The organism is Microbacterium sp. A94, from assembly GCF_051842855.1.
Lineage (GTDB): Bacteria > Actinomycetota > Actinomycetes > Actinomycetales > Microbacteriaceae > Microbacterium.
Map to the genome: position 1 here is coordinate 110406 of NZ_JBPXMU010000002.1, position 26448 is coordinate 136853.

Genomic DNA, 26448 nt, shown 5'->3' on the forward strand with positions numbered 1-26448 from the left:
TGGGGCAGTGCGCCGATGCCTACTGCCCCAGTCGGTAGAACTTCACACCGTCGATGATGTCCTCATCAGCGAGCCCGCGGTCAGCGAGCACATCAAGGTGAGCGATGGTCTCGGTGACCGCAAGCATCTGATTGAATTCGTCGAGCTCATCGAAGTGTCGCAGGCGCCTCGTCCATCCGATGGCCCGGGCAACCTCGAGCGCATCAGCCGCTCCGCTCTGCATTGCGGCGAAGCACTCGTCGAGACGTTGCTCATGATATTCGATGAGTTCACGAGATCGCGCGTGAAGACTGTCGGTGACGGCTCCGTGCGCGGGAAGCACCCGGAGATCTGGGAGCGCGAGCATCACTTCCTGAGATTCAAGGAAACGCTTGAGCGGCAATCCGTTGCGCTGGGCTTCGAATCCGATCGATGGCGTGATCGTGGGCAGCACGTGATCACCGGTGACGATGATCCGTGCAGCCTCGTCAGCGAATACGAGGTGTCCGCGGGTGTGCCCCGGTGTCGCGATCGCACGCAATCGGTACCGACCGACCGTGATGATGTCGTCGTCGTTGAGCCAGCGATCGGGCAGCTCGAAGTACTCCTCGGCCATCCGCTCGGCATCGGGATTCGCCTCGATCCGAGCATGCATCGCATCCGCGACGCTGCCGGCACCTGCTGCACGCAGCCGGTGGAAGTTCATTTTGAAACCGTTGAACCAGTGCTCCATTACGGCCCGAATGTTCGGCTCCTCGTCTTTGCCGACGCTGAGCTTCATCCCGAACTCTGCGCGCAACTGCACGCCGAGGGTGATGTGATCACTGTGGGAGTGGGTGATGAGAAACTCGTCGATGGAGTGTAGCCCGAGACCGATGCTCTGCAGTGCGGCATCGAGCTGCGCACGCGCTTCGGGAACTGCCCATCCGGAGTCGATGATAGTGACGCGATCGCCCGCACGGAAAGCGTAGACGTTGACCGCGCGCAGACCGTTGCTGGGCATTGCGAGCGGAATCCGGTAGAGATCGGGCGCGATCTCCCACGCCCCGGGTGTCGTCCAGTCTTGGGCAGTCATCATCATCCCTCTCGTCAGTAAAGCGGCAGCGCCGGGCCTCCGCCGTCGATGACCAGTCGCTGGCCGGTCACGTACGAATCAGGCGCAGCAAGGAACGCCACCGCATCGGCGATGTCCTCGGGGCGGCAGACGCGCCCGAACGGATAGGCGTCAGCGAGGGAGTCGAGCGTGCTGTCAACGCTGGCGCGGACGAGACGCTCGCCCATGTCTGTGGCGACCAGCCCGGGCGCGAGAGCATTGACTCGGATGCCGTTGGCTCGCTCTTCCATCGCCAGCACCCGCACGATGGATTCCGCGGAAGTCTTTGCCACCGCATATGGGGCGGTGTTGGCCGGCAGCGAGATCGTCACGTTGCTGGTGACGACGATGATGTTGCCCGACCCGGCTTCGCGCATCCCCGGAAGCACGACCCCGGCCATCTCCACGACGGCAAAGGCATGCATCTGCAGCATGTCCTGGTACTCGTCTCGCGAGCTCTCGGTGACCGTGTGCCCCCGAGACGCCATCCCGGCATTGCTCACCAACACCGAGATCGGCCCGACTTCCTCCGCAGCTCGGCGCGCGAGATCACCAGCGGCACCAGGGGCACGCAGATCACCGGCAATCGATACCGCACGTCCGCCGAACGCCTCGACCTCGGCCACGACCTCACGGGCGGCATCGCCGTCTTTACGGTATGAGAATGCGACCGTTGCGCCTTGGCGAGCGAGCTTCACGGCGATCGCACGGCCCATCCCCCGGGAACCACCGGTGACAAGCGCGGCACGGCCGCGCAAAGTTGTGCTGTCCATTCATGCCCCCTCTGTCTGCATGTTCGACCATACACGTTCGACCGTTCGTTTGGTCGAATAAGGTGTACCCTAAGAATATCCACTCGATGAGGAGTTGAACCGGATGATCGAAGTACTGCGTCGCTACGCGTACGGATTCGTGAACAGCCGCGATTTCGCTGTGCCGCTGGAGATCATGAGCGATGACTACACCCTGCACGTGGGCACCGAGACGCTCGTAGGACGCGACGATCATTACCTTCCTGCTGTGCAGCTACAGATGGAACAGTTCCCCCAGCTGGGCTACAGCATCCATGAACTCGTCACGGACGGCGAGAAGACAGCGGTGCTCTTCAGCGAACACGGTCGGTCATCGCGTCACCCCGACAACGAGGCCTCCTGGATCGGCATGGGCATCTACCGCGCTGCCGGCAGCCGGCTCGTGGAATGCTGGGTGGAACAGGACCACTACGGCAAACGCCGTCAGCTCCAGGCCGGAGTGAGCGACCCGGTGCCCCCGGTTGCGGTCGACCCCTGGTCGGGGCATGAGGATGCGAGTCCGAGCGCATCCGCCGCTGCGGCGCCAACCGTGCGTTCCTGGCTGAATGGCCTCGAAGCATGGCCGCCGGCGGAATCCCGACTCGACACCGGATTCGCACAGGCCGAACAGCCCCGCATCCGAATCATCACGACAGAGCTGATCGCCGTCGTCGCTGAGGCGAACCGAGTGGGCTTCAATGCGAAGATCATCGGCACGTACGAAGGTGGCCTGCCGGACGACGATGAGCTGCTGGGCTGCACCGTCCAGACTTGGGTCGGCGCGATCGGTGACCTCACAGGCAGCACCGTGAACGACCTGCGTGGCGCGAGCAATCGCGTCGCGGTACACCGGCAACTGCGCGCGATGAAGTAAGACAGAGGACACGAGCATGCCCCTGACACCCCCCACCAGTCCGCTCGGCGACATCGTCGATCGGCAAGCGGCCACGAACGACGGGATCGCTCTTGTCATGCCGTCAGGCGTGCGGCTGAGCTATCCAGAACTGGCGCAGCGCACCGATGCCTTCGCATCAAGCCTGATCGGACTGGGCGTGCGCTCGGGAGACCACGTCGGCATCCTGATGCACAATTGCCTGGATTTCGTGCTCGCCCTCATCGCCACCGCGAAGGTCGGAGCGGTGAGCGTACCGATCAACGGCCGATTTAGAGAGGCCGAGGCAAGCTACATCATCGATCATGCCGATCTCAGCATCCTCCTCGTGAACGCCGACGATGCCGGCACCGACTACCCCCGTCTCGTTCATCGCGTGCTCAACCCGCCGCCGGGTGACGCGTACGAATCGATCGGCGACACACTGCGGCACGTCGTGGACTTCTCCGGACGCGTGGACTCGTTCCTGACACGTGCACAGTTCGATGCCGCAGCAGCCGGGATCTCGCTCGATGAGCTCAAGAACCGCCAGAACCGGGTGCGCATACGCGACATCGCACTCCTCATGTACACCTCGGGAACGACCTCGCGGCCTAAAGGATGTCTCCTCACCCATGAGTCGATCTCCCGCCACGGCCCGAACGTCGCGCAGTCCTTCTTCTCCCTGACCGAGGACGACGCATTCTGGGACCCGCTTCCGCTGTTCCACTGCGGTGGCATCGTCCCGATGTTCGCGTGCTTCACGATCGGCGCCACGTACTGCCACGCCGGCCACTTCGAGCCGGGCCAGGCACTGCGCACGATCCGGGACGAGAAGTGCACCGTGCTCTACCCCGCCTTCGAGGCTATATGGCTTCCGATCCTCGACCACCCCGAGTTCGCGACCTCCGATCTCTCTCACGTGCGCGTGGTCCAGAACATCGCAACACCCGAACGCATGACACAGTTCGAGAACCGGATGCCGTGGGCTCCCCAGGTGACTTCTTACGGGGCGACTGAGACCGCCAGCAATCTGACCATGGGGCACCCTGATGACCCACTCGAGGTCAGGGTCAACACCCTGGGACGCGTCGTGCCCGGCATGGAGGCCAAGATCGTGGATCCGGACACCGGCAACGAGGTGCCTGACGAAGAATTCGGCGAGCTCTGCTACCGCGGCTACGCCCTTTTCCAGGGCTACTACAAGTCACCGGAGATCAACGCCGCTGTCTTCGATGCAGAGGGATTCTTCCACTCCGGCGACCGCGCAGCCCGCCGCTTGGACGGCAACTTTATCTATGGTGGCCGTTACAAGGACATGTTGAAGGTTGGAGGCGAAAACGTCGCCGCCATCGAGATCGAAGACCTGCTCGTGCACCATCCGGCCGTCCGGGTTGCTCAGGTCGTCGGCGTGCGGGACGCTCGCTACGGTGAAGTGCCGGCGGCTTTCATCGAGCTGAACCCGAACTTGGCAGCGACCGAGGCAGATATCATCGAGTTCTGCGTCAATCAGATCGCAACGTACAAAGTTCCCCGATACATACGTTTCGTGGTCGAATGGCCAATGTCGGGAACGAAAGTGAAGAAGTTCGAGCTGCAGAATCACCTGATCGCTGAACTCGATCGCGACGGCATCCACACGGCACCGCGCTCGAACGCGCGAGTCACGACAGACTGATAGACGGAGGAACTTATGGCGAGCACGACGAATGTGGCTTCCGAGGCCGCACGGAACTCCCCGCGCACAGCGAAGGGTATTGAACGCGCTCAGCAGATCATGGAGATCGCCGAGAACCTCTTCCACCGTCAGGGATACGCTCAGACCTCGATGGATGACATCGCGCGCGCGACAGGGCTGCTCAAGGGGAGCCTCTATTACTACATGAAGTCGAAGGAGGACCTTCTCTACCGCATCGTGGAGGACGTCCACGAAGTCTCTCGCGCTCAGCTCGATGAAGCCCGCCAGCAGGAAAATGTGCCCGCGCTGGAGCGGCTGCTGCACTTCGTTGAAGCGCAGGTCACCTACCTCGCGCTCAACGTCACCCGTGTGGCCGTCTACCACCATGAATGGCATCGACTCGAAGGCGACCGCCTGAAGAGCGTGCGCGAAGCCCGGCATGCATACGACGATGCACTGATCGCGCTCTTGGAAGAGCTCAAAGCCGAAGGCTCACTGGCAGCGGACTCCAACACTCGACTCGTGGCCAATATGGTGTTGGCCACGATCTGCTGGCCCTACACGTGGTATCGCTCGGGCACGGTATCAGCCGCTGAGCTCTCGAAGACCTGCACCAACTTCGTACGCGCCGGACTGCCCGGCATGCAGTCGGTCACCTAAGGGTCTGGGAATTCCGGTATCCCGGCGGTAACGCTAACGAGATACTCGAAGGCCGTGCGCCAGGACTTTGCGTCACCGCCCGATCGAGCGTCCGACGATCTCCTTCATGATCTCGCTGGTGCCACCGTAAATGCGCTGCACCCGGGCGTCACGCCAGCGCCAGGCGATCTCATACTCGTTCATGTATCCGTAGCCGCCGTGCAACTGCAAACAGCGGTCGAGCACTCGCCATTCGAGTTCGGTGGCCCAGTATTTCGCGCCCGCAGCCTCGGCATCGCTGAGTTCGCCTGCGACCTGACGGCGAATGCAGTCGTCGACGTAGACACGGCCCACGCGCACTTCCGTGACCATCTCGGCTATGTCAAAGCTGTTGGCCTGGAAGCTCGAGATCGGCTTACCGAAGGCAACCCGCTCTTCGGTGTATTCGGTCGTAAGTTCCAACGCACGCTCAGCATCAGCGATCGCGGTGACCGCCATCGCAAGGCGCTCGGATGCGAGATTACGCATCATGAGGCTGAGACCCCTGCCAGCTTCGCCGAGCACGTTGGATTCGGGTACGGCGACATTATCGAAGAAGAGCTCAGCGGTATCCTGAGCCTCCCGGCCGATCTTGTCGAGCCTGCGCCCGCGCTCGAAGCCCACCATGCCCGCCTCGACCACGAAGAGCCCAAGACCCTCGATGTCGTCGCGTTCGACGCGTGCTGCCACGATCACCAGGTCGGCCTGGATCCCACTGGTGATGAAAATCTTCGATCCGTTCAGGACCCACTGCTCGCCATCCCACCGGGCAGTCGTCTTGATACCGCGCAGATCGGAGCCAGCCCCGGGCTCGGACATTGCGATGGCCGGGACGATGTCTCCACTGGTGATACCCGGCAGCCAGCGCTCGCGTTGCTCTGCGGTGGTGAGATCGGTCAGATAGGGGACCAAAATGCTGTTCGTCAGCTGAAAGGCATCCGTCCCTGCCCCCGCGTAGACGACCTCTTCTTCGATGATCGCGTTGTACCGGAAGTCGCGGATGCCCAAGCCGCCATACTCGGGGTCCGCGGCGAAACCCACGAAGCCGTTTTCTGCCGCACTGCGCCAGAAATCACGATCAATGATGCCATCCCGCTTCCACTGCGCTACCTTCGGCAGCGCCTCGCGAGCAAGGAACTCACGGACCGCGCTGCGGAACTCCTTGTGCTCGGAATCGAAAATCGACCGTGCGGACCGTTTGAACGCCATGGCCCCGCCCTTCACTGAGTATCATTTCTACCAATCAGTCGGTATACTAACACAGAGGCCATCCCGCGCCTCATCGACGTCGACCAAGCGGAACGACCGGAGGATCCATGCCCGAAGCAGACCTTCCCGAGCATCTTCGAGCTCTTCCTGGAACAGCGCTGACGACCGGCACGGTCAGCATTCCGGCGGCCGAGGCACCCCTGCTAGTCGACGTGTTGGGCCCCCCAGGACCCGTAGATGAGTTGCACCCCATCTACGCATATCTGGCTACCCAGCGAGGAATCGGCATGAGCGTCGGAGAAGTCTGCGCTCTCGCTCATTTCGACATCGATGATGGTCCGATGCTCGGCAGCGTCCAGTTCGAATACGTGGCGCCAATGCGGCCCGACACCGAATACCGCGTCGAAGGTACAATCCTCGGCATCACTCGCAAACAAGGCAGGGCAGCCGGCATCTTCGACCTCCTCGATTTCGAAGAGCGCCTCGTCGACGACGACGGGAATATGGTGGCATCCGCGCGCCTTTCTTTCGTCCTGCCCCGAAAGGAGAATCTTCCATGAACGAACGCTCTCCCGGCGACGCCCTCACCCCACACCGAGTCACGGCGGTTACCGCAGAGGCCATGAAGACAATGTCGGTGCTGCTCGATGACCCCAACCCGATCCACCTCGACGCGGACGCCGTGCGCGAACTCGGTCTCGGCGACCGACTCATCAACCAGGGCCCCACCAACCTCGCGTACATGATGGACATGGTGCGCAAGAATTTCCCGACCGCGCACCTGCAGCGCTTCCAATCGCGACTCTTATCCAATGTGTTCGAGGGCGATATCGTCACAGCCGGTGGGAGCATCGAGAGTATAGAGCGTCACTCTGACGGCATGCACATCACAAGCCGCGTCTGGCTCGACATTGAGAAGGGTGATCGTGCGGTCGAGGGTGTCGTGAATGTGGTGATCCCGTGACGAGCTATCCCACGTTGCTCAGCCCTTTCACCCTGGGCTCTGTCACTATCCGGAACCGTACGCTGATGGCGGCGATGTCATCGGGGCTGTCCGATCCCGGTGGCCGAGTGTCTGACGCCCAGATCGAGTATTACGCAGAGCGTTCGCGGGGTGGCGTCGGCCTCATCGCCGTGGAATTCGCCTGCATCGACAGCAGTTACGGAGTTTCAGAGGAGCGTCAGCTCGTCTTCGATGACGACGCCGCGATCCCGGGCCATGCACGGTTGGTAGCCGCGATCCGCGCCGGAGGTGCGACGCCGGCTCTGCAGCTGCAGGCGCCAGGACAGTTCGCCGTGCCCCGAGAGGGTCACGTGGCCGTAGCACCCAGCAACGTCCGCTCGCGCCGTAACGACAGCCTGCGCGCCCGCGCGCTGATCGGTGCCGAAATCGTCGGCCTCATCGTCAGCTTTCGCGAGGCTGCCCGTCGCGCACTGCTCGCCGGGTACGAGGCGATCGAGCTGCACGGCGCGCATGGATACTTACTCATGGCGTTCCTCTCCCCGCTGATGAACCAACGCAATGACGAATGGGGTGGTGATGAAGAGCGCCGGCTCGCGTTCCCCATCGCTGTCATTCGCGCGATCAAGGATGCGATCGGGGACGTCCCGCTCCTTTACCGTATCTCCGCGGATGACTTCACACCGGGGGGGCTCGGCATCGAGGACATGGTGCGGATCACACCTCGACTCGTTGCCGCCGGATTGGACGGCATCGACGTCTCAACCGGTTCGCTCACTGGTTCACTGGAGCGCACGATCGACCCGATGTCGAAGGAGGGCTGGCGGTTCGAGATGACCCGGCGCATCAGGGATGCTGTCGACGTCCCGGTCGCGGGAATCGGCTCGCGCACGCCAGAAACCGCCGAAGCCACACTCCTGCGCGAAGACATGGATCTGGTTGCGCTGGGTCGTCCACTGTTGGCCGACGCGCACTGGGTCGCCAAAGCCGCACAGGGGCGCAGTGCAGACATCCGGCCGTGCACGAGTTGCAACTGGTGCGCGGACCGCGTCTTCAAGCACCTCCCAACCGCATGCGCGGAGAATCCGCGGACCGGGCGAGAGACCGTGCCGCTGATTACGAAGAACGTCGGCCGCGGACGGCAGATCGTGATCATCGGCGGCGGCCCCGGAGGCCTCGCCGCCGCGGTGCAGGCCGATTCGATTGGCTTCACCACGACGCTGTTCGAAAGCGAGAATCGCCTCGGAGGAGGCATTATCGCCTCGGCCGCACCACCACACAAAGACAACCTGCTCTGGTATCGGGACTATCTCGAACGTCGCCTCGCCGCGTCAAAAGTCGACGTGCGGGTGGGCGCTCGGGCAACCCTCGACGACGTTCTTGCTCTCGATCCTTTCGCGGTCATTCAGGCACAGGGAACCGTGCCGACCACGCAGGCCATCCCGGGAGACGACCTGGCGCACGTTGTATCGGCCTATGATCTGCTTCTCGATCGCGGTCCGACGCCAGAATCCTGGCGAGGTCCGGTCATCGTCTACGGTGGCGGGGAAACCGGCTGCGAGACCGCGGAGCTCATAGCTGCACGCGGATTGGATGTCGTGCTCATCTCTCGATCGGAGGAACATCAGCTAGCACGAGCCGCCGAACCGCTGTATCGCAAGGTTCTGCTGACCCGGCTGCGCGCGAATCCGCACGTCTCCATCCGCACCGGCACCCATGTTCTCTCGATCGACCGCGCAGGTGTCACTCTCAGCGAGGATGCCGGTACAACACACATCACGGCAGCGCTGGTCGTCATTGCCCAGGGCCGCCGCAGCGACGACACCCTAGCCACGGAACTCGCCGAACACGGCATCACCAGCATCCTGATCGGCGACGCTCGGCAGATCAGCCGCATCGGCGAAGCAGTTCACGACGCCAACACCGCCATCCGCGAACTCGTCGGCAGCGCAGCTGATGCGCCGCCGGCCTGACCAGCGACCGACACCGACCGTGAGGCACCCATGACTGAAATTCGAATGGACGGCCAGTGCGCTGTCGTCACTGGAGCGGGCCGGGGTCTCGGCCGTGCCTACGCCCGAGAACTCGCCCGACGCGGCGCCGCAGTCGTCGTCAATGACCTGGCGACGGACGAAGAGGGAACCCCGCGAGCGGATGCGGTGGTCGCGGAGATCGAAGCCGTAGGTGGTCGAGCCGTCTCGGACCGTTCGGATATCTCGACTGCAGTTGGCGCCGAAAGCCTCGTCGCCACAGCGGTCGAATCCTTCGGCCGCATCGATGCCATTATCAACAACGCCGGATTCCTGCGCACCGGAACAATCGATGAGCTCACAGATGAAGACATCGAGTCGGTGGTAGCCGTGCACCTTCTCGCTGCGATGTACACGACCCGAGCTGCGTGGCCGCACATGAAAGCTCAAGGTTACGGTCGCATCGTCTTCACGAGCTCCGGATCGACCTTCGGCCACGTCGGCAACGGCAACTACGGTGCCGCCAAGGGCGGAGTGATGACGTTGGCGCGCACGCTCGCCCTCGAGGGAGCGGAGTTCAACATCAAAGTCAACTCGGTACTGCCCTATGCGATCTCGCAGATCGCAACCGGAACTGCTCACATCGGCGAAGACCCTGCGGGGGTGCGCGCGCTCCTGAACTCGCTCACCGATCGGCGGGCACCCGAGACGGTTGCCCCGTTAGCCGTGTATCTCGCCAGTAGCGACTGCCGCGTGACCGGTGAGGCGTTCTCCGCGCTCGCCGGTCGCTATGCACGAGTCGTTTACGGGCTGACGCAAGGATGGATATCGGCGAAGGTCGATGCCACTGCCGACGACATCGCCACGCATCTGGATGACATCCTCAACCCCACCTCATTCACCATCCCCACGATGATCCGCGACGAGATCGCGGATGTCGCCACCCGCCTGCGGGCGCGCGGCTTAATCTGAAAGCGCCCAAGATGGACTCCATAACCGGTTCCCGCATCCCTGCACTCGGCCTTCTGCTGCGCGATTACGCATACGCCTATACCGCCAGCCACGATTTCGACGTCTGCGATCGACTGATGGTTAAGGACTACGTGTTGCGGATGGGTGAGTTCGAGATTCGGGGTCGCGACGACGCCTACAAGCCGGCGACCGAGAAGCAGTACCGTCAGTATCCGGGGCTGGGCTTCACCGTCCACGACTTCATGACCAGTGGCAACCGCGCCGCGTTGCGTTTCAGTGAACACGGCAAGTCCCTCCTGACCGGCAAGAATACCTCGTGGCGCGGGGTCAGCCTGTACCGCTGGGACGGCGAACGCCTCACCGAGTGTCGAGTCGAGCAGGACTACTTCTCCCGACGTCGCCAATCGGAGGGCGCAGCATCCCACCCGGTTCCCGCGCCCGGAACCGATCCCTGGACTGACTCCCTCGCCGCCGAGTCAGAACCGGTCGAATCATCGGTCAGAAGATGGTTGGAGCACGGAGAGCTGTTCGCAAGCGACACCGTCGAGTTCGACGATGAATCTGAAGCCGGACACGAGCGCGCGCGACTCGAGGCGCTGTCGGTCGACGTTCTCGACCTGTTCAGCTGCGGTGAGCGGGCTGCGTTCCACATTCGAGCGGACGGTGTGTACGCCGGTGGCCTGGGAGATGAGTTCGACTCTCTGATCGGCACGCCCGGCTCGCTCTACGCGAGCGGTTATGTGAGCACCAGCAGCGGTGCGATCACGGGGCACGTGGTGACCGACCGACTCAGCTACACGCGTCGCCTCGCGGGCGCACGGTAGCCGAGCATCCGGCTCAGGCGACGCCGAGGAACGCCTGTGTGACGCGATCGTCAGCCAACAACTCCTTCGGAGTCCCGCGAACGACGACCATCCCCTGCTCAAGCACAGCGGCCTGATGGGCGACGTCCAGGGCAGCAGCATTCTGCTCCACCATCAGCACACCGATACCGCGTCCCGCGATACTGACGACAGCTTCGAGCACTCGGTCAACCATGATCGGCGCCAACCCCATAGATGGCTCATCCAGCAGGATCAGCTTCGGTTTGGCCATGAGCGCTCGACCGAACGCAAGGAGCTGCTGCTGCCCACCGCTGAGAAGCCCGCCGAGGCTGCGACGGTGCTCGGCGAGCATCGGGAAGATCTCATAGATCTCCTCCTCCCCCTCGCGCGCTTGCCTCGCAGAACCTCTACCGAACGCGCCAAGCCTGAGATTCTCCGACACCGTCAACGGCCCGATGATATGGCGTCCTTCGGGCACGAGCACCAGCCCGGCCTGCGAGATCTTCCAGGCAGGTTTACGTGTGATATCGACTCCGTCAAACACGATGCGACCGGCCCTGGATTTAACTGAACCGGCGATCGCATTGAGCGCAGAAGACTTTCCGGCACCGTTCGCGCCGAGCATCACTGAGATCTCCCCTGCCTGAACGGTGACGTCGAGGCTGCGGAGGCCGATGAGGTGCCCATATCCGACACGCAGGTCTTTCACCTGCAGCAGATCATGCGTTCTTTCGACCAAGGTAGGCCTCCCTCACTCGCTCATCACGGATTGTCTCAACCGGATCACCTGTCGCAATCACCTTGCCGAAGTCCACAACGACGATCCGGCTCGATACCCGCGTAACAAGACCCAGATCGTGCTCGATGAGCAACTGGGTGAGGCCTTCGGAGCGAAGGTTCAGCAGGAGCTCCGAGACTTCCTCCCGCTCTCGCGGATTCATGCCTGCAACCGGCTCGTCAAGCAGAAGAAGCTGCGGTGAGCTCGCGAGAGCTCGAGCGATCTCCACGCGCCGTTGGAACCCATAGGGCAGAGCGCCCGGGAGAAGCTCGGCGTACTCAACCATCCCGACTCGACCCAACGCTTCGAGCGCAGCCACCCGTGATCGACGCTGCGCTTTGGCGGCACGGAGGGGTCGGAAGGCCGCGTCGAGCGGGCTTCCACCGTCGTCCGCTCCCAACATCACGTTCTCGACAACGGTGAGATCGGGGAGCAGACGAATTGCCTGGAAGGTGCGACGAACGCCCAGCCTCGCAATGCGCGGTGGGGCGAATTTCTTAATCGTCTCACCGTCGACTCGGATGTCACCGTCGGTGATGTGCGTCAATGCGGTGATCGCATTGACGAGCGTCGTCTTACCTGAGCCATTTGGCCCGACGATGCCCACGAGCTCGCCCGGCCAGACCTGAAACGAGACGCCGTCGACGGCACGAACCCCGCCGTAGTGGACCTTGACGTCGTCGACATCAAGGACTGGCTGTGATTCCTGCGCCATCATGACCTCTGATCCCTCTTCGTCGGAACCCGGATCGTCGTTGTGGCCGGCGCTACGGGAGCATCCGGAAGCTTCCGTTGACGCACCCGGTGCCACAGCTGCTGGATGATGCCCCAGATTCCCTGCGGCGCGAAGATCACCATGATGATGATGAGCAGACCATAAACGACATCGGTCCACTCACGGACGAATCCGATCCAACGCGGCAGCATCGTCACGATGAACGCGCCGATCACAGCTCCCACCCATGAGGATGTCCCACCGAGAACGACGATCGTCAGCCCCATTACAACCAGGGAGAAGCCTGAGTCATTCGGCCCAAGCACGCCGTAGCTGAGCGCGGACATGCTGCCAGACAGCGCACCGAGAACGGCACTGAACATGAAAGTCGCGATTCGAAGCTTGAAAGTATCGATCCCGAGAGACATCGCAAGCGGTTCGTCCGTTCGCAGCGCATCGGCGAAGCGACCGCCCGAACGGGACTGCCACAACGCCACACTGGCGACGGCGAGCACAGCGAGACCAATGGATGTCGGCAGGGACATCACCATGGGGATCCCGAAGATTCCGGACGGGCCTCCCGTTACGGGTGTCCAGTTGAGCGCCACCGCGACGACCAGAAGGTTGAATGCGATCGTTCCCATGCCGAGATACAGACCGCGTAGGCGGGTGAGCAGCAGGGCGAGCAGGCCCGATGCTGCCGCGCAGATCAGGAGTCCGATAAGGATGGCCAACGGCCAGGGAATGAGCTTGGTGAGAATGGCCGTCGTGTACGCGCTGATGCCCCAGAAGCCGGCGCTGGCGAGCGAGAAGACGCCTGCTCGCAGCACCACCTGGACACTCAGTCCGAGCACGATGTACATCATCAGTGTCTTGAGGAGCAGATCATTCTGCTGCAGGAATTCGATCATGCGCGCTTCCACGCTTTCTCGCCGAAGATTCCCTGTGGTCGCACCAGCAGCACGACGAGGATGAGAGCGAAGGCGATCGCGTCTCGGAGGCTTCCGCCAACGAAGACCACGGCGGCTGTCTCCGCGAATGCGAGTACGAACGCCCCCAGTGCCGCTCCGGGAATGGATCCGACCCCACCGAGAATGATGACGGCGAAGGCCTTGAGTAAAAGGTGCTCACCTGAATGAGCGTCGACCGCGTTGGAGTTGGCTGCGAGCAGAAGTCCAGCGGCTCCAGCAAGCGCGCCGCTGACCACCATGGTCAGCGCCGACATGCGAGCGACGGGTATTCCGAGCAGCTCGGCGGTCTTAGGATCCTGCGCGATCGTGCGCAGGGCACGACCGCCCTGCGTGCGGGAAACCCACCACCAGAGGGCGAGCGTGGAAAGAATTCCGACCAGGATGATGGTGATCTGGAGGTCGGAGATCGTGATCCCCGCGAACTTGTGAATCGGCGTCTGCGTGATGTCCATCGGAAGGTTCACCACTTCAGCCCGGGCGAAGTTGAGTGCCACCGCGATCGGAATGAGGCTCGCTCCGATGCTGGCGATCAGGATCGCAAGCTCAGCCGCGTGCTGATCGGCCGCGCGCTGCATGATCGGTCGGAAGACGAAGATCTGCAGGATGAGTGAGAGCACTGCGCCGATGACGGCCGCGAAGATGACGAGCACCCACAGCGGGATGTCGGGCGATACCTCGCGCGTGACGATGTACGCGCTGAAGGCGCCGAACATGAAGATCGAGCCATGCGCGAGGTTAAGCACCTTGAGCACACCCCAGGAGAGCGAAAGCCCCAGGGCGAACATCAGATACAGCGAACCCAGGATGATGGCGTTGACAAACTGACCAAGCACGGTGTCGCCCTCCTTTCCTTTTCTGCAGCGGGACTTGTGGAGGATTTTTGAAGAGTCGAGGGGCGGTACGGGACGCACCGCCCCTCGACTCCAGCGGGGTTGGTCAGCCTACGACGTGGACTGCACCGTCGCGCCACTCGAGGAGGAGGCCGTCGATGCGGGCGTCACGGTCTTCGAAGCTGATCGGGCCGACCGCACCGTCGAATCCAGCATCGGCGGCCTGGCTGATGCCTTCGAGCACCGACGCGCGGTCGCTGGGGTCTGTGGCGTTGGCGATGCCCTGAGCGAACAACAGAACAGCGTCCCAGGTCTCGGCGGCGAAGGCGCCGGGAACTTCGCCAGTCTGCTCCTCGTAGTAGCTCACGAACTCCTGAGTTGACTCAGCCGGTCCATCAACGCTGAAGTCCGCAGGCCAGGTAAAGCCGTCTGCGCTGGCACCCAACGGTTCGAGAACGCCGTTGGCGAAGCCCGCCGAACCGCCGACGAATCCGTCATAGCCCTGGTTCAGGATAGCGGTCGAGACCGTCACGTTCGGAGTGCCCTGTCCCAGCAAGAGGACCAGATCGGGGTCGGCGCCGACGACCTTCGAGGCAACAGCGGTGAAGTCGGTGTCCGTGCCCAGGAAACTCTCGTTCGCGACGATCTCGACACCTGCTTCCTCGAAGATGGGCGGATAAACAATATCGGCGACTTCTACGAGGGTCGGATTGTCCGACTGCGTGACCAACGCGACTGACTCGATGCCCTGCTCGATGTAGTAGTCAGCCTGACGGAAGTGGTAACTCGACTGCGGTGCCGTGGTGCGGAAGATGTGATCGCCAGCTTCGATCACAGCCTCACTGCCGGACTGCATGGCAACGATCGGCAGGCTGAGGCTCTGCGCCGCGGCAGCGGTCGCCTGCGACACGCCTGAAGCGCACCCGATGACAGCGCCCACAGAGTCACTCGAGACGATCGACTGAACCTCGGTCGCAGCGACTTTCGGGTCGGTCTGCGTGTCGCGGATGTCCGGGTTGAGGATGACATCTCCGGCGAGGCCATTCTCATTGACCCAGTCGATGGCAACCTCGAAACCGGTCTGAGCCTCACTGCCGCAGAATGCTGCAGCCCCGGAAATATCACCCAGGAACGATAGCGTCACCTCGCTCACATCAGCGGGAGCGTCGCCCGCTCCCTCTCCGGACCCGTCGGACGTCGCGCTACATGCGGCGAGAACGAGCGCAAGCGGTGCTGCGATCGCGATTGCCTTGATTGTGTGCCTCATTGCACTCTCCTCTTGTATGGGGGTTCGCTGTTCACTGGGTCGACAAGATCCATGCGAGTGACGAGCGGATCGGGACGTCCACGCGTCAGAATTCTTCATTAAATCTAACAACTGGTTGTTATATAGAAGAGTCTCGGGCCCCGGGCGGAAAAAGTCAAACATCATCCCGAAGAAATTCATCGGATCCTGTCATCCGATCGATTCATCTATAGTCGACAAACGACCGTTTGGCGGGTACTCTGTGGGTGCCGTGAAGGTAATGCGATAAGGAGCCCATATGCCCGTCGAAAGCAAAGACATTCTCTCCCCCGAATTAATCGAGGATTCGAACTCCTATTGGGCAGATCTGCGAGCACACGATCCCGTCCACTGGGACGCCGCGCAACGGGCCTGGCTACTGACACGATATGGCGATGTCGTCGACGGATTCATGGACCCGAGACTGTCATCCGACCGCATCCGTCCTCTGCTCGAGATCCTGCCACCGGAGCGCCGCGAGCGCCTCGGACCCATGCTCGAGGTCATGGGTGACTGGCTCTCGGTGACCGACGCGCCGGTGCACACACGGCTGCGAAAGCTCGCAAACAACGCCTTCCGCGGTCAGCAGATCGCCCGGATGGCGGAGTGGATGAGTCAACTCGTCGACGAGTTGATCGATGATTTCATCGCTTCCGCCAGCACCGACTTCATCGAGGGAATCGCCAGCCCTCTGCCCGCAACTGTCGTCGCACGCATGATGGGGGCACCGGCAAGCGACGGCCCGCTGTTTCGAAAATGGTCGGATGAGCTCGCGCTGGTCGCGTTCAGCGCCGGAGACAAGGCCGCGCCCGATCGCTACACACGCGCGTTCACAAGCATCGGCGAGATGCAGGACTACCTGCGAGATCTCATCGACAAGCGTAAAGCCGACCCTCGCGACGACATGATCTCAGCCCTCATGACTCCGGCTGCGGACGGTGACGTGCTCACAGAGTCGGAGCTTCTCTCGATGTGCACGCTTATCCTCTTCGCCGGACACGAGACCACGACGAACCTGCTGTGCAACTTCCTCGTCATGCTCGAACGCGAGCCACATGTGCGCGGGCAGCTACTCACCGAGCCGTCGCTCATCAACACCGCCATCGAAGAGGTGCTCCGCTACGAGGCGCCGATCAAGGTCATCGTGCGCTGGGTCGCGGAGAGCCACGAGCGTGGCGGCAAGACCCTGAACGCGGGCGACCGCGCTTACCTCGTACTGCATTCAGCCAATCGGGACGAGAGCATCTTCGAGAACGCCGACACGTTCGACATCCGCAGGCCGACCCAGCCCTCACATATCGCTTTCGGCCGCGGTGCACACGCCTGCTTGGGGGCGCAGCTCGCCCGAATCGAAGCGCGCATCGCGCTGCCGAAGATCCTCGAGCGACTCCCCGGCCTCCGCGTCACCGAAGACATCCGCTGGAAACCATTCATCGCCGCACGAGCGGTCACCGCACTCCACGTCGAGTACGACTCGAGTGAGACAACAGCATGAGCCGCGTCAAGTATTTGGCAGCCGACGGCACCGAGACGGTGCTTGTTGTTCCTGCGAGCACCAGCATCATGCAGGCGGCGGTGTCCAGCGGCGTACGAGGCATCGTCGGTGAATGCGGTGGCCAGCTCATGTGCGCAACCTGCCACGTTTATGTCGAATCAGTGGCGGGACAACTGCCCGAGCAGACCCAGGACGAACGCGACATGCTCGAACTCGCGGCCTCGCCTGTGCACGAGTGCTCTCGGCTCTCCTGCCAGCTCATCATGGACGACTCGATCGCACACGCACGTGTTCGACTCCCCGAGACGCAGGTCTGACATGCGCCCCGTCGTCATCATCGGCGCCGGCCAGGGCGGGACCACCACCGCCGAAGCCCTCCGGGATCGCGGGTTCGACGGTGCCATCACGCTCGTGGATGCCAGCGTCGAACTGCCCTACCGGCGCCCGCCGCTGTCGAAGGCGTTTCTCAGCGGAGACCTCGATCGTGAATCGCTCGTATTCCGGCCCACGTCGTTCTACGAGGAACTCGACGTCGAGCTTGCACTCGGTGAGTCCGCCATCGGCATCGACAACAGCCGGAAGCACCTCGAGCTCGCTCATGGACGCAAGCTGGGTTACGACCACCTCGTCATCGCCACCGGCTCTTCACCCTGCCCGTGGCCGGGCACCGGGGCGCAGCTTGACGGCGTGTTTCAACTTTCGACCGTCGACGACGCCGAACGTCTCCGTACCGCGATGCGAAGCGGCGCGGCACTGACGGTCATCGGGGGCGGATTCATCGGAATGGAAGTCGCATCCACTGCACGCAAAGCGGGACTCGACGTCACTGTTCTGGAGAAGGCAGAGCGCGTGATGGCACGAACCCTGACCGCACTCGCATCCGATGTACTTGTCGAGAAGCATCGCGGCCTCGGCGTGACGGTGCGAACAGCCGTTTCGGTCGACGCGATCGTCGGCTCCGCGGGCAGGGTCACCGGAGTCCGGCTGGACTCGGGAGAGCTGCTGCCGTCCGATCTCGTACTCGTCGGCGTGGGATCCGCAGCGAGCATCGGACCGGCCGGCGCCGATCTCTGCGACAAGTCACTGCGTGCCATCCGCGTCGATGAGTTCCTGCGCACGATCGATCCGTCGGTCTCCGCGATCGGCGATGTTGCAGCGTTTCCTCGCGGCAGGCGCGGCATCCGGCTGGAATCCGTACAGAACGCGACCGATCAGGCACGGTCGGTGGCCGCCCGGCTGACCGGTCAGACCACGCCGTACATCACGACACCGTGGTTCTGGACCGAGCAGGCCGGCGTGAAACTCCAGATTGCTGGCTTGGTCGCGGGAGCAGATCGCTACGTGGTGCGCGGTGACAGCGGTCGATTCAGTATCTTCGCCTTCAACGACGGAGGACTGCTGGGTGCCGAATCCTTCTCGAACCCCGCTGACTATATCGCCGTGCGCGCCCTGCTGACACATGGCCTGTGTATCACGCCCGAACAGGCGCAGGACCAGGATTTCGATCTCGCGGCCCTGGCTCGGTCGGGCTCATCGGTCGCGGCCTGAAGATCAGCCCGCCGCCAGGCCGGTGACGAATATCTTCGCGAACTCGCGCCCGATCTCCTCCGGGGTCTTCGACCCCGCGCGGTACCAGCGGTAGATCCAATTGATCGAGCCAAGGATTGCCAGGGCTGCGACCGACGGATCGACGTCGCGTCGGACGCTCCCGTCTTCCTGTCCGCGCCGAATGAGGTCACTGACAAGCTGGCGATAGTCATACTCAGTCAGCTGTTCGCGTTGTGCCGGTTCGAGACGCTCGAATTCGTGCAGGTAGACACTTGTCGCGGTGAGATGCTCCACGAGGAACACCGCATGCCCCTCGATCGCTTTGGCGAGAAGCTCCAGACCGGTCCCGGACGCCTGACTGTAGCTTTGGAACCGTTCGAAGCCATCCCAGTAGACACTCCGGATCACCTCGTACAGCAGGTCACCTTTGGACTTGATGTAGTAATAGATGCTGCCCTTGAGGATGCCGAGCTCATCAGCGATCTGCTGCAGCGACGTCGCCGCGTAGCCGTTCTGAGCGAACATGTGCGCCGATACGTTGAGCAACTCCTCCCAGCGCTCGTCGCCGGACTTGCGGGAGATCGGGCGCGATGTCTTACGCGCGCTCGCCGGCGGACCTGTAACGTCCTGATTGGCCATAGATCCAAACTACCGGTCGTGGGCGTGAAGTACCCTGGGCCTGATGGGGCTCGCGCGGTTTGATTCCCGCCAGCTGGGTGTGGTCGGTTTGGCCAGCATAAAATGTCTGCTCGAACTCGGCCGGTGAGACGTCGCGGAGGTAGTCGGCGTAGCAGTTGTGCGCACGATTGAACATCGCTAACATAACAAACAACCGGTTGATTACGGAGTTGTGATCGAATCGTTCAGCTCATCAGAGCGAAGTCATTGTGATCTGCATCGGCGCCGGCTCCGACGCCGCCTGTGCTCCGAGCTACAGAATCGAGTGATGTTTATGTCGAACGCTCTATCAGTTGAGAGGCCACTTACCGAACCCGTCGGCCGTGAGGAGCTTGAGCGAATTCTCTCCCTCCAACGCGCAGCATTCCTGAAAGAGGGGCGCGCTTCGGCTGAAGTACGGCGGGATCGCATCGACCGGCTGTGCCTGGCTATTCTCACTTACGCTAACGAGCTCAGCGACGCGATGGATCTCGACTTCGGCCAGCGCCCGCACGCGCTGAGCAAGGCATTCGAGGTTGTCGGCTGGCTGGCCGACGCGAAGGTTCTGCGCGAGAGCCTCGAAGAGTGGATGAAGCCCATTCAGGTTGCAGCCGGGTTCATTCAGCAGAAGTCGCGGGGAGTCATCGGTGTCATCGGCGCATGGAACTTTCCGATCGCCTCGACCGTGCAGCCCGCGCTGGCCGCACTCGCTGCGGGCAACCGGGTGGTGTTGAAATGCCCTGACTTTCACGTTCGCACCGGCAAGGTGCTCGCGAAAGCGGTCGCCGAGTTCATGACTGAAGACGAAGCCACCGTTGTACTGGGAGATCTGAAGACAGCAGAGACGTTCTCCGAACTCCCCTTCGACGGCTTTCTCTTCACCGGGTCGCCTCGTGTCGGCAGACTCGTTGCTGCTGCCGCGGCAAAGAACCTCGTACCGATCGTTCTCGAGCTGGGCGGAAAGAACCCGGCAGTCGTTGCGCGCGACGCCGACCTCGATCTAGCCGCGCGTCGCATTGCGCAAACTCGCGCGATCAACGGCGGGCAGGTGTGCTTGTGCCCGGAGTATGTCTTCGTTCCCCGCGAATCGCTCGATGTCTTCGTCGAAAAGGTCCTAGGGCAGTTCATGGACCTCTTTCCCGACTACCTCAACAATCCCGGTGTCGTCTCGATCGTCAATAACAACAATTACGATCGAATCGTCGGCTTGATCGACGACGCCGTCGCAAACGGTGCCCGCAAGCTCGAGGCTGTCAACGACGACGAAGCGGCATCTCTGCCTTCACGTGAAGGCAGACGAATCGCGCCTACCGTTCTTCTTGACGTTCCGGAGGCCGCGAAGATTTCCTCCGAGGAAATCTTCGGGCCAGTTCTGCCGATCTACGTCTACGACGACATTGAAGAAGTCGTCGAGTACGTCAGCTCTCGGCCCTCGCCGCTCAGCACCTATTGGTTCGGCGAAGACACGGTGGAGTTCCGGCGCTTCCTCGACTACACGACCAGTGGCGGAGTCACGCGCAACGACGGCATGGTGCATGCGAATGTCGAGGGTGCCCCCTTCGGCGGCGTTGGCAACTCTGGGTACGGCGCCTACCACGGCAAGGCCGGATTCGATCAGTTCACCCATAGCCGCATGGTGGCTACAGCGTCGCCAGATGCTGGCGCAGCAGACAACCTGGTCGGTCGGGCTCTAGCTTCCGACGGCATGAATTCAGCGATGGATGGCCTTATCGAGGGGGCTATCGACGACATTCGTTCACGTATCGGTTGAGTCTCGGAATAGACCGGCCAAGAATGCCCATCAGCTGAGCTTGCTCGCAGCTGGTGGGCATTCTTGCGAGCTTCGCACCTAAGGCGTGTCAGGCACCGACCGCACCCACGCACTCAAAGAAGCCAAGGCGCGTCCGCCTCTTGAGATTTGTTTCTAACAACCGTATGGTTGTAACAGCTTTTGTTCCCCTGAGTACACCACGAAGAAGTGAAAACTAAGGAGTCGTAGAGACCGTGCACACCCCTAGACATCACAACACGGTTCCCGCGCTCCTGTTCCGGGGCGTGGAGAAGTTTGCCGATCGAGATGCCTTCGTCTTCGACACCGGCAGCGATATCATTCACGAAACCTACCAGGAGCTTTTCGACCGCTCGCTGGAGTTCGCACGCGCGCTCGTCGGCCTCGGCATCCGCCCCGGCGATCACGTGGGCGTCGCCATGCACAACTCCATCGATCTGATCCATGCGCTCTTCGGCAGCACGCTGGCAGGGGCTGTTGCCGTGCCGATGAACACACGTCTGGCTCCTCGAGAGTCTGCCTATGTCATCCAGGACTCGGGTGTGCGCGTACTGCTCATCAACGATATCGCCCGTGAGCATGTCGACCTGGTGGAGCGTTTCCATGAGGCGCTTCCGGGTCTGGCCGACGCCGGCATGGGCGTCGCCGGCACGACTCCGGAAGCTCCTGCTCTTCTGGGTGCTTATCTCTTCGGCGTTAGTGAGGCAACCGGCTTCGGCACAGCCGAGAGCTTCCTCGCCCACGCGGCGAGTGTCCCCGCCGAGACCGTGCTCGACGCTGCACTCGAGACCGATCCCGAGTCCACCTACATGATGCTTTACACGTCCGGAACGACAGCCAACCCGAAGGGATGCCGACTCCCCCACCGCTCGATCGTCGCAACCGGCTATCAGGTCGGTCGGGAGCGGTTCGGCCTCACGCCGGAAGACAAGCTCTGGAACGCGCTGCCGTTCTTCCACGTCAGCTCACAGGCGCCGATGACCGGAGTCCTTGACGCCGGCGCGACGTATATATCGATGGTCTACTTCGATCCCGAGCGAGCGCTGGATCTCATCCGCAACGAGGGCGCCACTGTACTCTTCCCCGCGTACCCGGCATTGACCCAGCCGCTCCTGAACAACGCTGACGATGTGGAGGCGGCGTTCTCGAAGGTCCGCGCAGTTCTCACCGTCGGCCCCGCGGAACTGCTGCGCAAGTACGCCGAGCAGTTCCCGAACGGGACGAAGCAGATCAGCTGCTACGGCTCCACCGAGTTGGGTGGCATCGCAGTGATGGGGCGCCTTGATGATTCCGCTGAAGAGCGCTCCACTGCCGGCTTCCCCCTCGACGGCGTCGAGATGCAGGTGCGGGATCTCGAGACCGGCGAGCCTGTCGGCCCTGGCATCGGCGGTGAACTCTGGTTCCGCGGATTCAACCTCTTCACGAACTATCACAACGACGCGGAGAAGACCGCTGAGGCCTTCGATGATGAAGGCTGGCTAAACTCCGGCGACAGCGGCAGCGTCGATGAGCGCGGCTACCTGACTTTCTTGGGTCGAGTCAAGGACATGCTCAAGGTCGGTGGCGAGAATGTCGCCTGCATCGAGATCGAGGCATATCTGATGTCCCACCCGGCTGTCGCCGTCGCCGCCGCCGTCGGCAAGCCCGACAACAAATACGACGAGGTTCCCGTGGCGTTCGTCGAGTTGCGCCCAGGCCATGACGTCGATCCGCAGGAGATCATCGATTTTGCCGCCAAGGGTTTAGCGAAATTCAAGGTGCCCCGCGAGGTGCACATCGTGACCGAATGGCCGATGAACGCGGGCACCAAAATTCAGAAGTTCAAGCTCAAGGAGCAGTACCTGTCGTGAGCGGGCGGGGCTGAGCGGGTCTACCCGCCCCAGTCGACATCCGCTTCAACGGCCAAGCCGACCCGTTCGCGCGACGATTTCGTCCTCGACGAACCCTGGTCGGCCCAGAACGAAGACCGCAGGAACCGCCAACAGCACCGCAACCATGAGGAAGGCCAGCGGCAGCGACCACGTTCCCGTGAGTTCGTAGAGGATCCCCACGGTGAAGGGTCCAATTGCGGCGAGGACGTAACCAACCGCCTGAACGAACCCGCTCAACCGCAGTGCCACCGCCGCCGACCGCGTGCGCAGCCCAATGAGGGTGAATGCGAGCGGGTAGGGCAACGAGCCCACGCCGAGGGCAAGCACCCACAACACCGGTGCTGCACTCGGAGCAAGGAGGAGCCCGGAGTACCCGATCACGAAACTGAGCATTCCGATCACGATAATGGGAATGATGGCAGCAGCTATCCGGTCAACGATCGGCGGCACGAGGATGGCAATCGGGAACCCGCAGACGGCGAACAGAGACAACAGCGAGCCAGCAGCCGCCGGATCGAGTCCTGCTGTCTCGACGAGGATCGTCGGCATCCACGCGAGCATCGCAAACCCGCCGAACGAGCACATCGCGAACAGCCCAACCAGGGACCAGGCGATCCAACTCGAGGCGATCCGCCCGGGATGCACGGAGCCACCACCCCGCGCTAGACCCGGCTCCGCGAATGCGTCCCCCGCATCACGTCGAGTCCGCGAGACGCGGGCTTCGATGATCCACGGCAGCAGCGCGACGACCGTTGCTACGCACCACACCCCCAATGAAGCACGCCAGCCGATGAGCTCGGCCAGCGGAACGGCCACCAGTGCGGGAACAGCGCTGCTGATTGCGAGGCTTGCCACGTAGACCGCTGTGACGACGCCAATCCGTTCCGGAAAGTGTCGTTTGATGAGCGGGGGGACCAGCACATTGCCGACTCCTGATGCAAACAGCGTCACCACGGTTGCGATCAGAAGACCTGCCGGCTCTACAGACACCGCACGCACCGCGTGCCCGGCGATCATGACAAGGAGAACGAGCATGATGGTTCGCTCAAGCCCGACACGGCGCCCGATGAGCGGGGTGATCACCCCGCTCGTCGCGTACGCCAACGTCGGTGCCGCTGCAATGATGCCCAGTGTGAGCCCATCCAGCGGCACCTCCGCCGAAATCACCTCCAACAGCGGGGAGATGGAAGTGATCACCGTACGCAGAGAGAGCCCGACGAACAGGATGCCCAGAAATGCCGCAGTAGCGGCCAGGAGGGTACCTCTGCTGCCGGGGCTCATGGCGGTGCTCTGTGCTCGATTTAGAAGGATCGAGGCAGGCCGAGGCCTTCTGCGATCGTGTTGCGTGCCATCTCGTTCGTGATCGGACCGATGCGGAAGAGGCGCACGTCACGCCAGTACCGCTGCATGTTGGTCTCCGCCGAATACCCCATCCCGCCGAGGATCTGCAGGCCGAGGTCTGCACCCTGCCCCGCGAGTTCTGACGCGACCACCTTCGCCATGTTTGACGCCTGCCCGGCAGGTTCGCCACGCGACTGCAGCCACGCCGCCTTGAGCACCATGAGCTCGGACTGATCGCGCCACATGGCAATGTTGGCCACGTGGTGCTGCAGAGCCTGGAACCGACCGATCTTGCCGCCGAACGCCTCGCGCTCGTTCATGTAGCGCAGGGCGTCCTCGAGTACGCCGTCGAGGATGCCAACACAGAACGACGCGAGCATGACTCGTTCGTTGTTCAGCGTGGGGATTACCTGACGCCAGGCGTTGTTCGGCTCTCCCAGCACGTTCTCATCGGGAACGAATACATCGTCGAGGAAGACATCGCATGAGCCCAGCGAACGCATTCCTAGCTTCGGGATCTCACGAATGGTGATCCCGTCAGACTTCGTGGGCAGAATGAATAGTGTCAGCCCCTGATGGCGCTTCTCGACGTTCTCGTCGGTACGGGCGAGCAACAGGATGTAATCGGCGACGTGCGACATGGAACTCCACGTCTTTTGTCCGTTGATCACCCAACCGCCATCGACCTTCTTGGCGACCGTGCGCATCGCCCCGAGCACGTCGGTGCCGCCGCCGGGCTCAGTGAATCCGATCGCCCACTTATCCTCGCCCGAGCAGATCCGCGGGATGTACTTCTGCTTCTGCTCCTCCGAGCCATACAGGCCCACCGATTTACCGCCGGCGAAGGAAGTGATGCCCCAGACCCAGGTAAGACCGGCGAGGTTACGCGACAGCTCACGAGCGAGAATCATTTGCGTGACGATGTCGCCGCCCTGGCCGCCGTATTCCTCCGGGATACCGATCCCGTGAAATCCTGCTGCACTGAATTTGTCCCACAGCTCGAACGGGAACTCATGCTCGTTCTTTTCCCATTCCAGCGCGGCTGACTTGGGAGCTTCCTTGTCGACCCACTCGCGCACGAATCCGCGGAAGTCTTCTTGCTCCTCGGTGAGGTTAAAATCCACTGCTTTACTCCTTCTTGATTGTGTTGTCAGCCCGGTCCATGAGGGGTCAGGGTGTGATGACGACTTTTCCGATCGCTTCGCCGTCGGCCAAGCGGGCGACAGCTGCCGCAGCATCGTCGAGCGCGAATGTCGAATCGATAAGCGGGTGGATACCGGCGTGGGTGACGAAGCGGACCAGAGCACGGAGGTCTTCGATCTCACCCAGCGATGTCCCGACGATGGACACATGATTCAGAAAGATCCGGTTGAGGTCAACGTTCACACGGTTGCCCGTCGTCGCGCCGGCGACGACGACTCGTCCACCTGGCCGCACCGAACGGAGCGAGTGTTCGAACGTCGCCTCGCCCACCGTCTCCAGCACGACGTCCACCCGCTCGGGTAGGCGTGTTCCAGATTCGAATGTCGCGTGTGCACCCAGTTCGCGGGCACGTGCCAAGCGTTCCTCATTACGTCCCGTAACCCAGACACGGATGCCAGCTGCCGCAGCAAGCGAGATCAGCGCCGTGGCGACTCCTCCACCCGCCCCCTGCACCAGGAGAGTATCGCCGGGGCGCACACTCCCTGCGTTGAACAGCATGCGGTATGCCGTCAGCCACGCGGTGGGCAGTGCGGCGGCTGAGACAAAATCGAGCTCGGCCGGCTTATCGATGAGGTTTCGTTCGGGAACAAGCACCCATTCCGCTGCGCCACCGGTGCTGGCCTCGGCGAACATGCTCCGACGCGGATCGAGCAGCTCACCGCCCGGGCCGGAAGGCGCAGGACTTACCAGCGAGTGCACGATGACCTCGCGCCCCTCTTCGGTCACACCGGCGACGTCGGAACCGATGCCCAGAGGAAACTGCTCGGCGGTCGTGCCGACTCCCTTGATCGACCAGAGGTCATGCTGGTTGAGTGACGCGGCTCGCACGTTGACGAGCACGAATCCGGGCGTGGGTTCGGGAATCGGGGAATCAATGACCGAGATAACGGATGCGGGGTCAGTCGAGATCTTGGTCGCGACAGCACGTTTCATCATCTC

At 62.5% G+C, this 26448-nt stretch carries 25 protein-coding genes; 13 read left to right on the plus strand and 12 right to left on the minus strand.

Annotated features, from left to right (window positions below):
• Window positions 1-19 precede the first annotated feature (19 nt).
• Window positions 20-1054, minus strand: a complete 1035-nt coding sequence (locus ACSU1L_RS06435; RefSeq protein ID WP_439255123.1) for an MBL fold metallo-hydrolase — start codon at window positions 1052-1054, stop codon at window positions 20-22.
• 14 nt (window positions 1055-1068) lie between these two features.
• On the minus strand, window positions 1069-1845 hold the full coding sequence (locus ACSU1L_RS06440) for an SDR family NAD(P)-dependent oxidoreductase (RefSeq protein WP_439255124.1): 777 nt from the start codon (window positions 1843-1845) through the stop codon (window positions 1069-1071).
• A gap of 103 nt (window positions 1846-1948) precedes the next feature.
• On the opposite strand from ACSU1L_RS06440, the gene ACSU1L_RS06445 reads away from it, so the two are divergent.
• From ACSU1L_RS06445 to ACSU1L_RS06455, 3 genes are read left to right on the plus strand one after another with little or no spacing between them, the layout of a single operon-like run.
• Complete coding sequence (locus ACSU1L_RS06445) at window positions 1949-2737, plus strand: nuclear transport factor 2 family protein (RefSeq protein ID WP_439255125.1); 789 nt, start codon at window positions 1949-1951, stop codon at window positions 2735-2737.
• A gap of 16 nt (window positions 2738-2753) precedes the next feature.
• The gene (locus ACSU1L_RS06450; protein WP_439255126.1) at window positions 2754-4412 is read left to right on the plus strand and encodes an AMP-binding protein; all 1659 of its coding nucleotides are present in this window, start codon (window positions 2754-2756) and stop codon (window positions 4410-4412) included.
• A gap of 15 nt (window positions 4413-4427) precedes the next feature.
• Complete coding sequence (locus ACSU1L_RS06455) at window positions 4428-5072, plus strand: TetR/AcrR family transcriptional regulator (protein WP_439255127.1); 645 nt, start codon at window positions 4428-4430, stop codon at window positions 5070-5072.
• 72 nt (window positions 5073-5144) lie between these two features.
• Here the strand turns inward: ACSU1L_RS06455 and ACSU1L_RS06460 are convergent, their stop codons facing one another.
• A complete protein-coding gene (locus ACSU1L_RS06460) occupies window positions 5145-6299 on the minus strand; it encodes an acyl-CoA dehydrogenase family protein (protein ID WP_439255128.1) in 1155 nt (384 codons plus the stop codon).
• 107 nt (window positions 6300-6406) lie between these two features.
• Here ACSU1L_RS06460 and ACSU1L_RS06465 point away from each other — a divergent pair, with 107 nt between their 5' ends.
• The 5 genes from ACSU1L_RS06465 to ACSU1L_RS06485 are packed head-to-tail and all read left to right on the plus strand — an operon-like array spanning window position 6407 to window position 11026.
• Entirely contained in the window at window positions 6407-6859 is a 453-nt protein-coding gene (locus ACSU1L_RS06465) for a hotdog fold domain-containing protein (protein ID WP_439255129.1), read from the plus strand.
• Complete coding sequence (locus ACSU1L_RS06470; protein WP_439255130.1) at window positions 6856-7263, plus strand: MaoC family dehydratase; 408 nt, start codon at window positions 6856-6858, stop codon at window positions 7261-7263. Before ACSU1L_RS06465 ends, ACSU1L_RS06470 begins: the two co-directional genes overlap by 4 nt.
• The gene (locus tag ACSU1L_RS06475) at window positions 7260-9233 is read left to right on the plus strand and encodes an FAD-dependent oxidoreductase (protein WP_439255131.1); all 1974 of its coding nucleotides are present in this window, start codon (window positions 7260-7262) and stop codon (window positions 9231-9233) included. The genes ACSU1L_RS06470 and ACSU1L_RS06475 overlap by 4 nt, the downstream gene beginning before the upstream one ends.
• A gap of 30 nt (window positions 9234-9263) precedes the next feature.
• Window positions 9264-10202 (plus strand): SDR family NAD(P)-dependent oxidoreductase, encoded by a 939-nt coding sequence (locus ACSU1L_RS06480; RefSeq protein WP_439255132.1) that lies wholly within the window; start codon window positions 9264-9266, stop codon window positions 10200-10202.
• A gap of 11 nt (window positions 10203-10213) precedes the next feature.
• Window positions 10214-11026, plus strand: coding sequence for a nuclear transport factor 2 family protein (locus ACSU1L_RS06485; RefSeq protein ID WP_439255133.1), 813 nt, complete (start codon window positions 10214-10216; stop codon window positions 11024-11026).
• 13 nt (window positions 11027-11039) lie between these two features.
• On the opposite strand, the gene ACSU1L_RS06490 is transcribed toward ACSU1L_RS06485, so the two are convergent.
• The 5 genes from ACSU1L_RS06490 to ACSU1L_RS06510 all read right to left on the minus strand — a co-directional run bounded on the left by ACSU1L_RS06490 (window position 11040) and on the right by ACSU1L_RS06510 (window position 15587).
• Window positions 11040-11765, minus strand: a complete 726-nt coding sequence (locus tag ACSU1L_RS06490; RefSeq protein WP_439255134.1) for an ABC transporter ATP-binding protein — start codon at window positions 11763-11765, stop codon at window positions 11040-11042.
• On the minus strand, window positions 11746-12522 hold the full coding sequence (locus ACSU1L_RS06495) for an ABC transporter ATP-binding protein (RefSeq protein WP_439255135.1): 777 nt from the start codon (window positions 12520-12522) through the stop codon (window positions 11746-11748). The genes ACSU1L_RS06490 and ACSU1L_RS06495 overlap by 20 nt, the downstream gene beginning before the upstream one ends.
• The gene (locus tag ACSU1L_RS06500) at window positions 12519-13430 is read right to left on the minus strand and encodes a branched-chain amino acid ABC transporter permease (RefSeq protein ID WP_439255136.1); all 912 of its coding nucleotides are present in this window, start codon (window positions 13428-13430) and stop codon (window positions 12519-12521) included. The genes ACSU1L_RS06495 and ACSU1L_RS06500 overlap by 4 nt, the downstream gene beginning before the upstream one ends.
• Entirely contained in the window at window positions 13427-14323 is an 897-nt protein-coding gene (locus tag ACSU1L_RS06505; RefSeq protein WP_439255137.1) for a branched-chain amino acid ABC transporter permease, read from the minus strand. The genes ACSU1L_RS06500 and ACSU1L_RS06505 overlap by 4 nt, the downstream gene beginning before the upstream one ends.
• A 103-nt stretch (window positions 14324-14426) precedes the next feature.
• Window positions 14427-15587 carry an ABC transporter substrate-binding protein gene (locus ACSU1L_RS06510; RefSeq protein ID WP_439255138.1) on the minus strand — a complete coding sequence of 387 codons (1161 nt, stop codon included), beginning with the start codon at window positions 15585-15587 and terminating at the stop codon, window positions 14427-14429.
• A 277-nt stretch (window positions 15588-15864) separates the two neighbouring features.
• On the opposite strand from ACSU1L_RS06510, the gene ACSU1L_RS06515 reads away from it, so the two are divergent.
• Genes ACSU1L_RS06515 through ACSU1L_RS06525 form a run of 3 tightly spaced genes read left to right on the plus strand, consistent with a single transcriptional unit; the run spans window position 15865 to window position 18648 of the window.
• Window positions 15865-17100 carry a cytochrome P450 gene (locus tag ACSU1L_RS06515; protein ID WP_439255139.1) on the plus strand — a complete coding sequence of 412 codons (1236 nt, stop codon included), beginning with the start codon at window positions 15865-15867 and terminating at the stop codon, window positions 17098-17100.
• Window positions 17097-17417: a 2Fe-2S iron-sulfur cluster-binding protein gene (locus tag ACSU1L_RS06520; RefSeq protein ID WP_439255140.1), complete on the plus strand. Its 321-nt coding sequence runs from the start codon at window positions 17097-17099 to the stop codon at window positions 17415-17417. The genes ACSU1L_RS06515 and ACSU1L_RS06520 overlap by 4 nt, the downstream gene beginning before the upstream one ends.
• Window position 17418: 1 nt before the next feature.
• Window positions 17419-18648, plus strand: a complete 1230-nt coding sequence (locus ACSU1L_RS06525; RefSeq protein ID WP_439255141.1) for an NAD(P)/FAD-dependent oxidoreductase — start codon at window positions 17419-17421, stop codon at window positions 18646-18648.
• Window positions 18649-18651: 3 nt separating this feature from the next.
• Here ACSU1L_RS06525 and ACSU1L_RS06530 read toward each other — a convergent pair whose 3' ends face one another.
• Window positions 18652-19287 carry a TetR/AcrR family transcriptional regulator gene (locus ACSU1L_RS06530; RefSeq protein WP_439255142.1) on the minus strand — a complete coding sequence of 212 codons (636 nt, stop codon included), beginning with the start codon at window positions 19285-19287 and terminating at the stop codon, window positions 18652-18654.
• 307 nt (window positions 19288-19594) lie between these two features.
• Here ACSU1L_RS06530 and ACSU1L_RS06535 point away from each other — a divergent pair, with 307 nt between their 5' ends.
• Window positions 19595-21076, plus strand: coding sequence for an aldehyde dehydrogenase family protein (locus ACSU1L_RS06535; RefSeq protein ID WP_439255143.1), 1482 nt, complete (start codon window positions 19595-19597; stop codon window positions 21074-21076).
• 233 nt (window positions 21077-21309) lie between these two features.
• Window positions 21310-22944, plus strand: a complete 1635-nt coding sequence (locus ACSU1L_RS06540; protein WP_439255144.1) for a class I adenylate-forming enzyme family protein — start codon at window positions 21310-21312, stop codon at window positions 22942-22944.
• 45 nt (window positions 22945-22989) lie between these two features.
• Here ACSU1L_RS06540 and ACSU1L_RS06545 read toward each other — a convergent pair whose 3' ends face one another.
• The 3 genes from ACSU1L_RS06545 to ACSU1L_RS06555 are packed head-to-tail and all read right to left on the minus strand — an operon-like array spanning window position 22990 to window position 26442.
• On the minus strand, window positions 22990-24246 hold the full coding sequence (locus ACSU1L_RS06545; protein WP_439255145.1) for an MFS transporter: 1257 nt from the start codon (window positions 24244-24246) through the stop codon (window positions 22990-22992).
• 20 nt (window positions 24247-24266) lie between these two features.
• Entirely contained in the window at window positions 24267-25430 is a 1164-nt protein-coding gene (locus ACSU1L_RS06550) for an acyl-CoA dehydrogenase family protein (RefSeq protein ID WP_439255146.1), read from the minus strand.
• A 46-nt stretch (window positions 25431-25476) separates the two neighbouring features.
• Complete coding sequence (locus ACSU1L_RS06555) at window positions 25477-26442, minus strand: zinc-binding dehydrogenase (RefSeq protein WP_439255147.1); 966 nt, start codon at window positions 26440-26442, stop codon at window positions 25477-25479.
• Window positions 26443-26448: the final 6 nt, after the last annotated feature.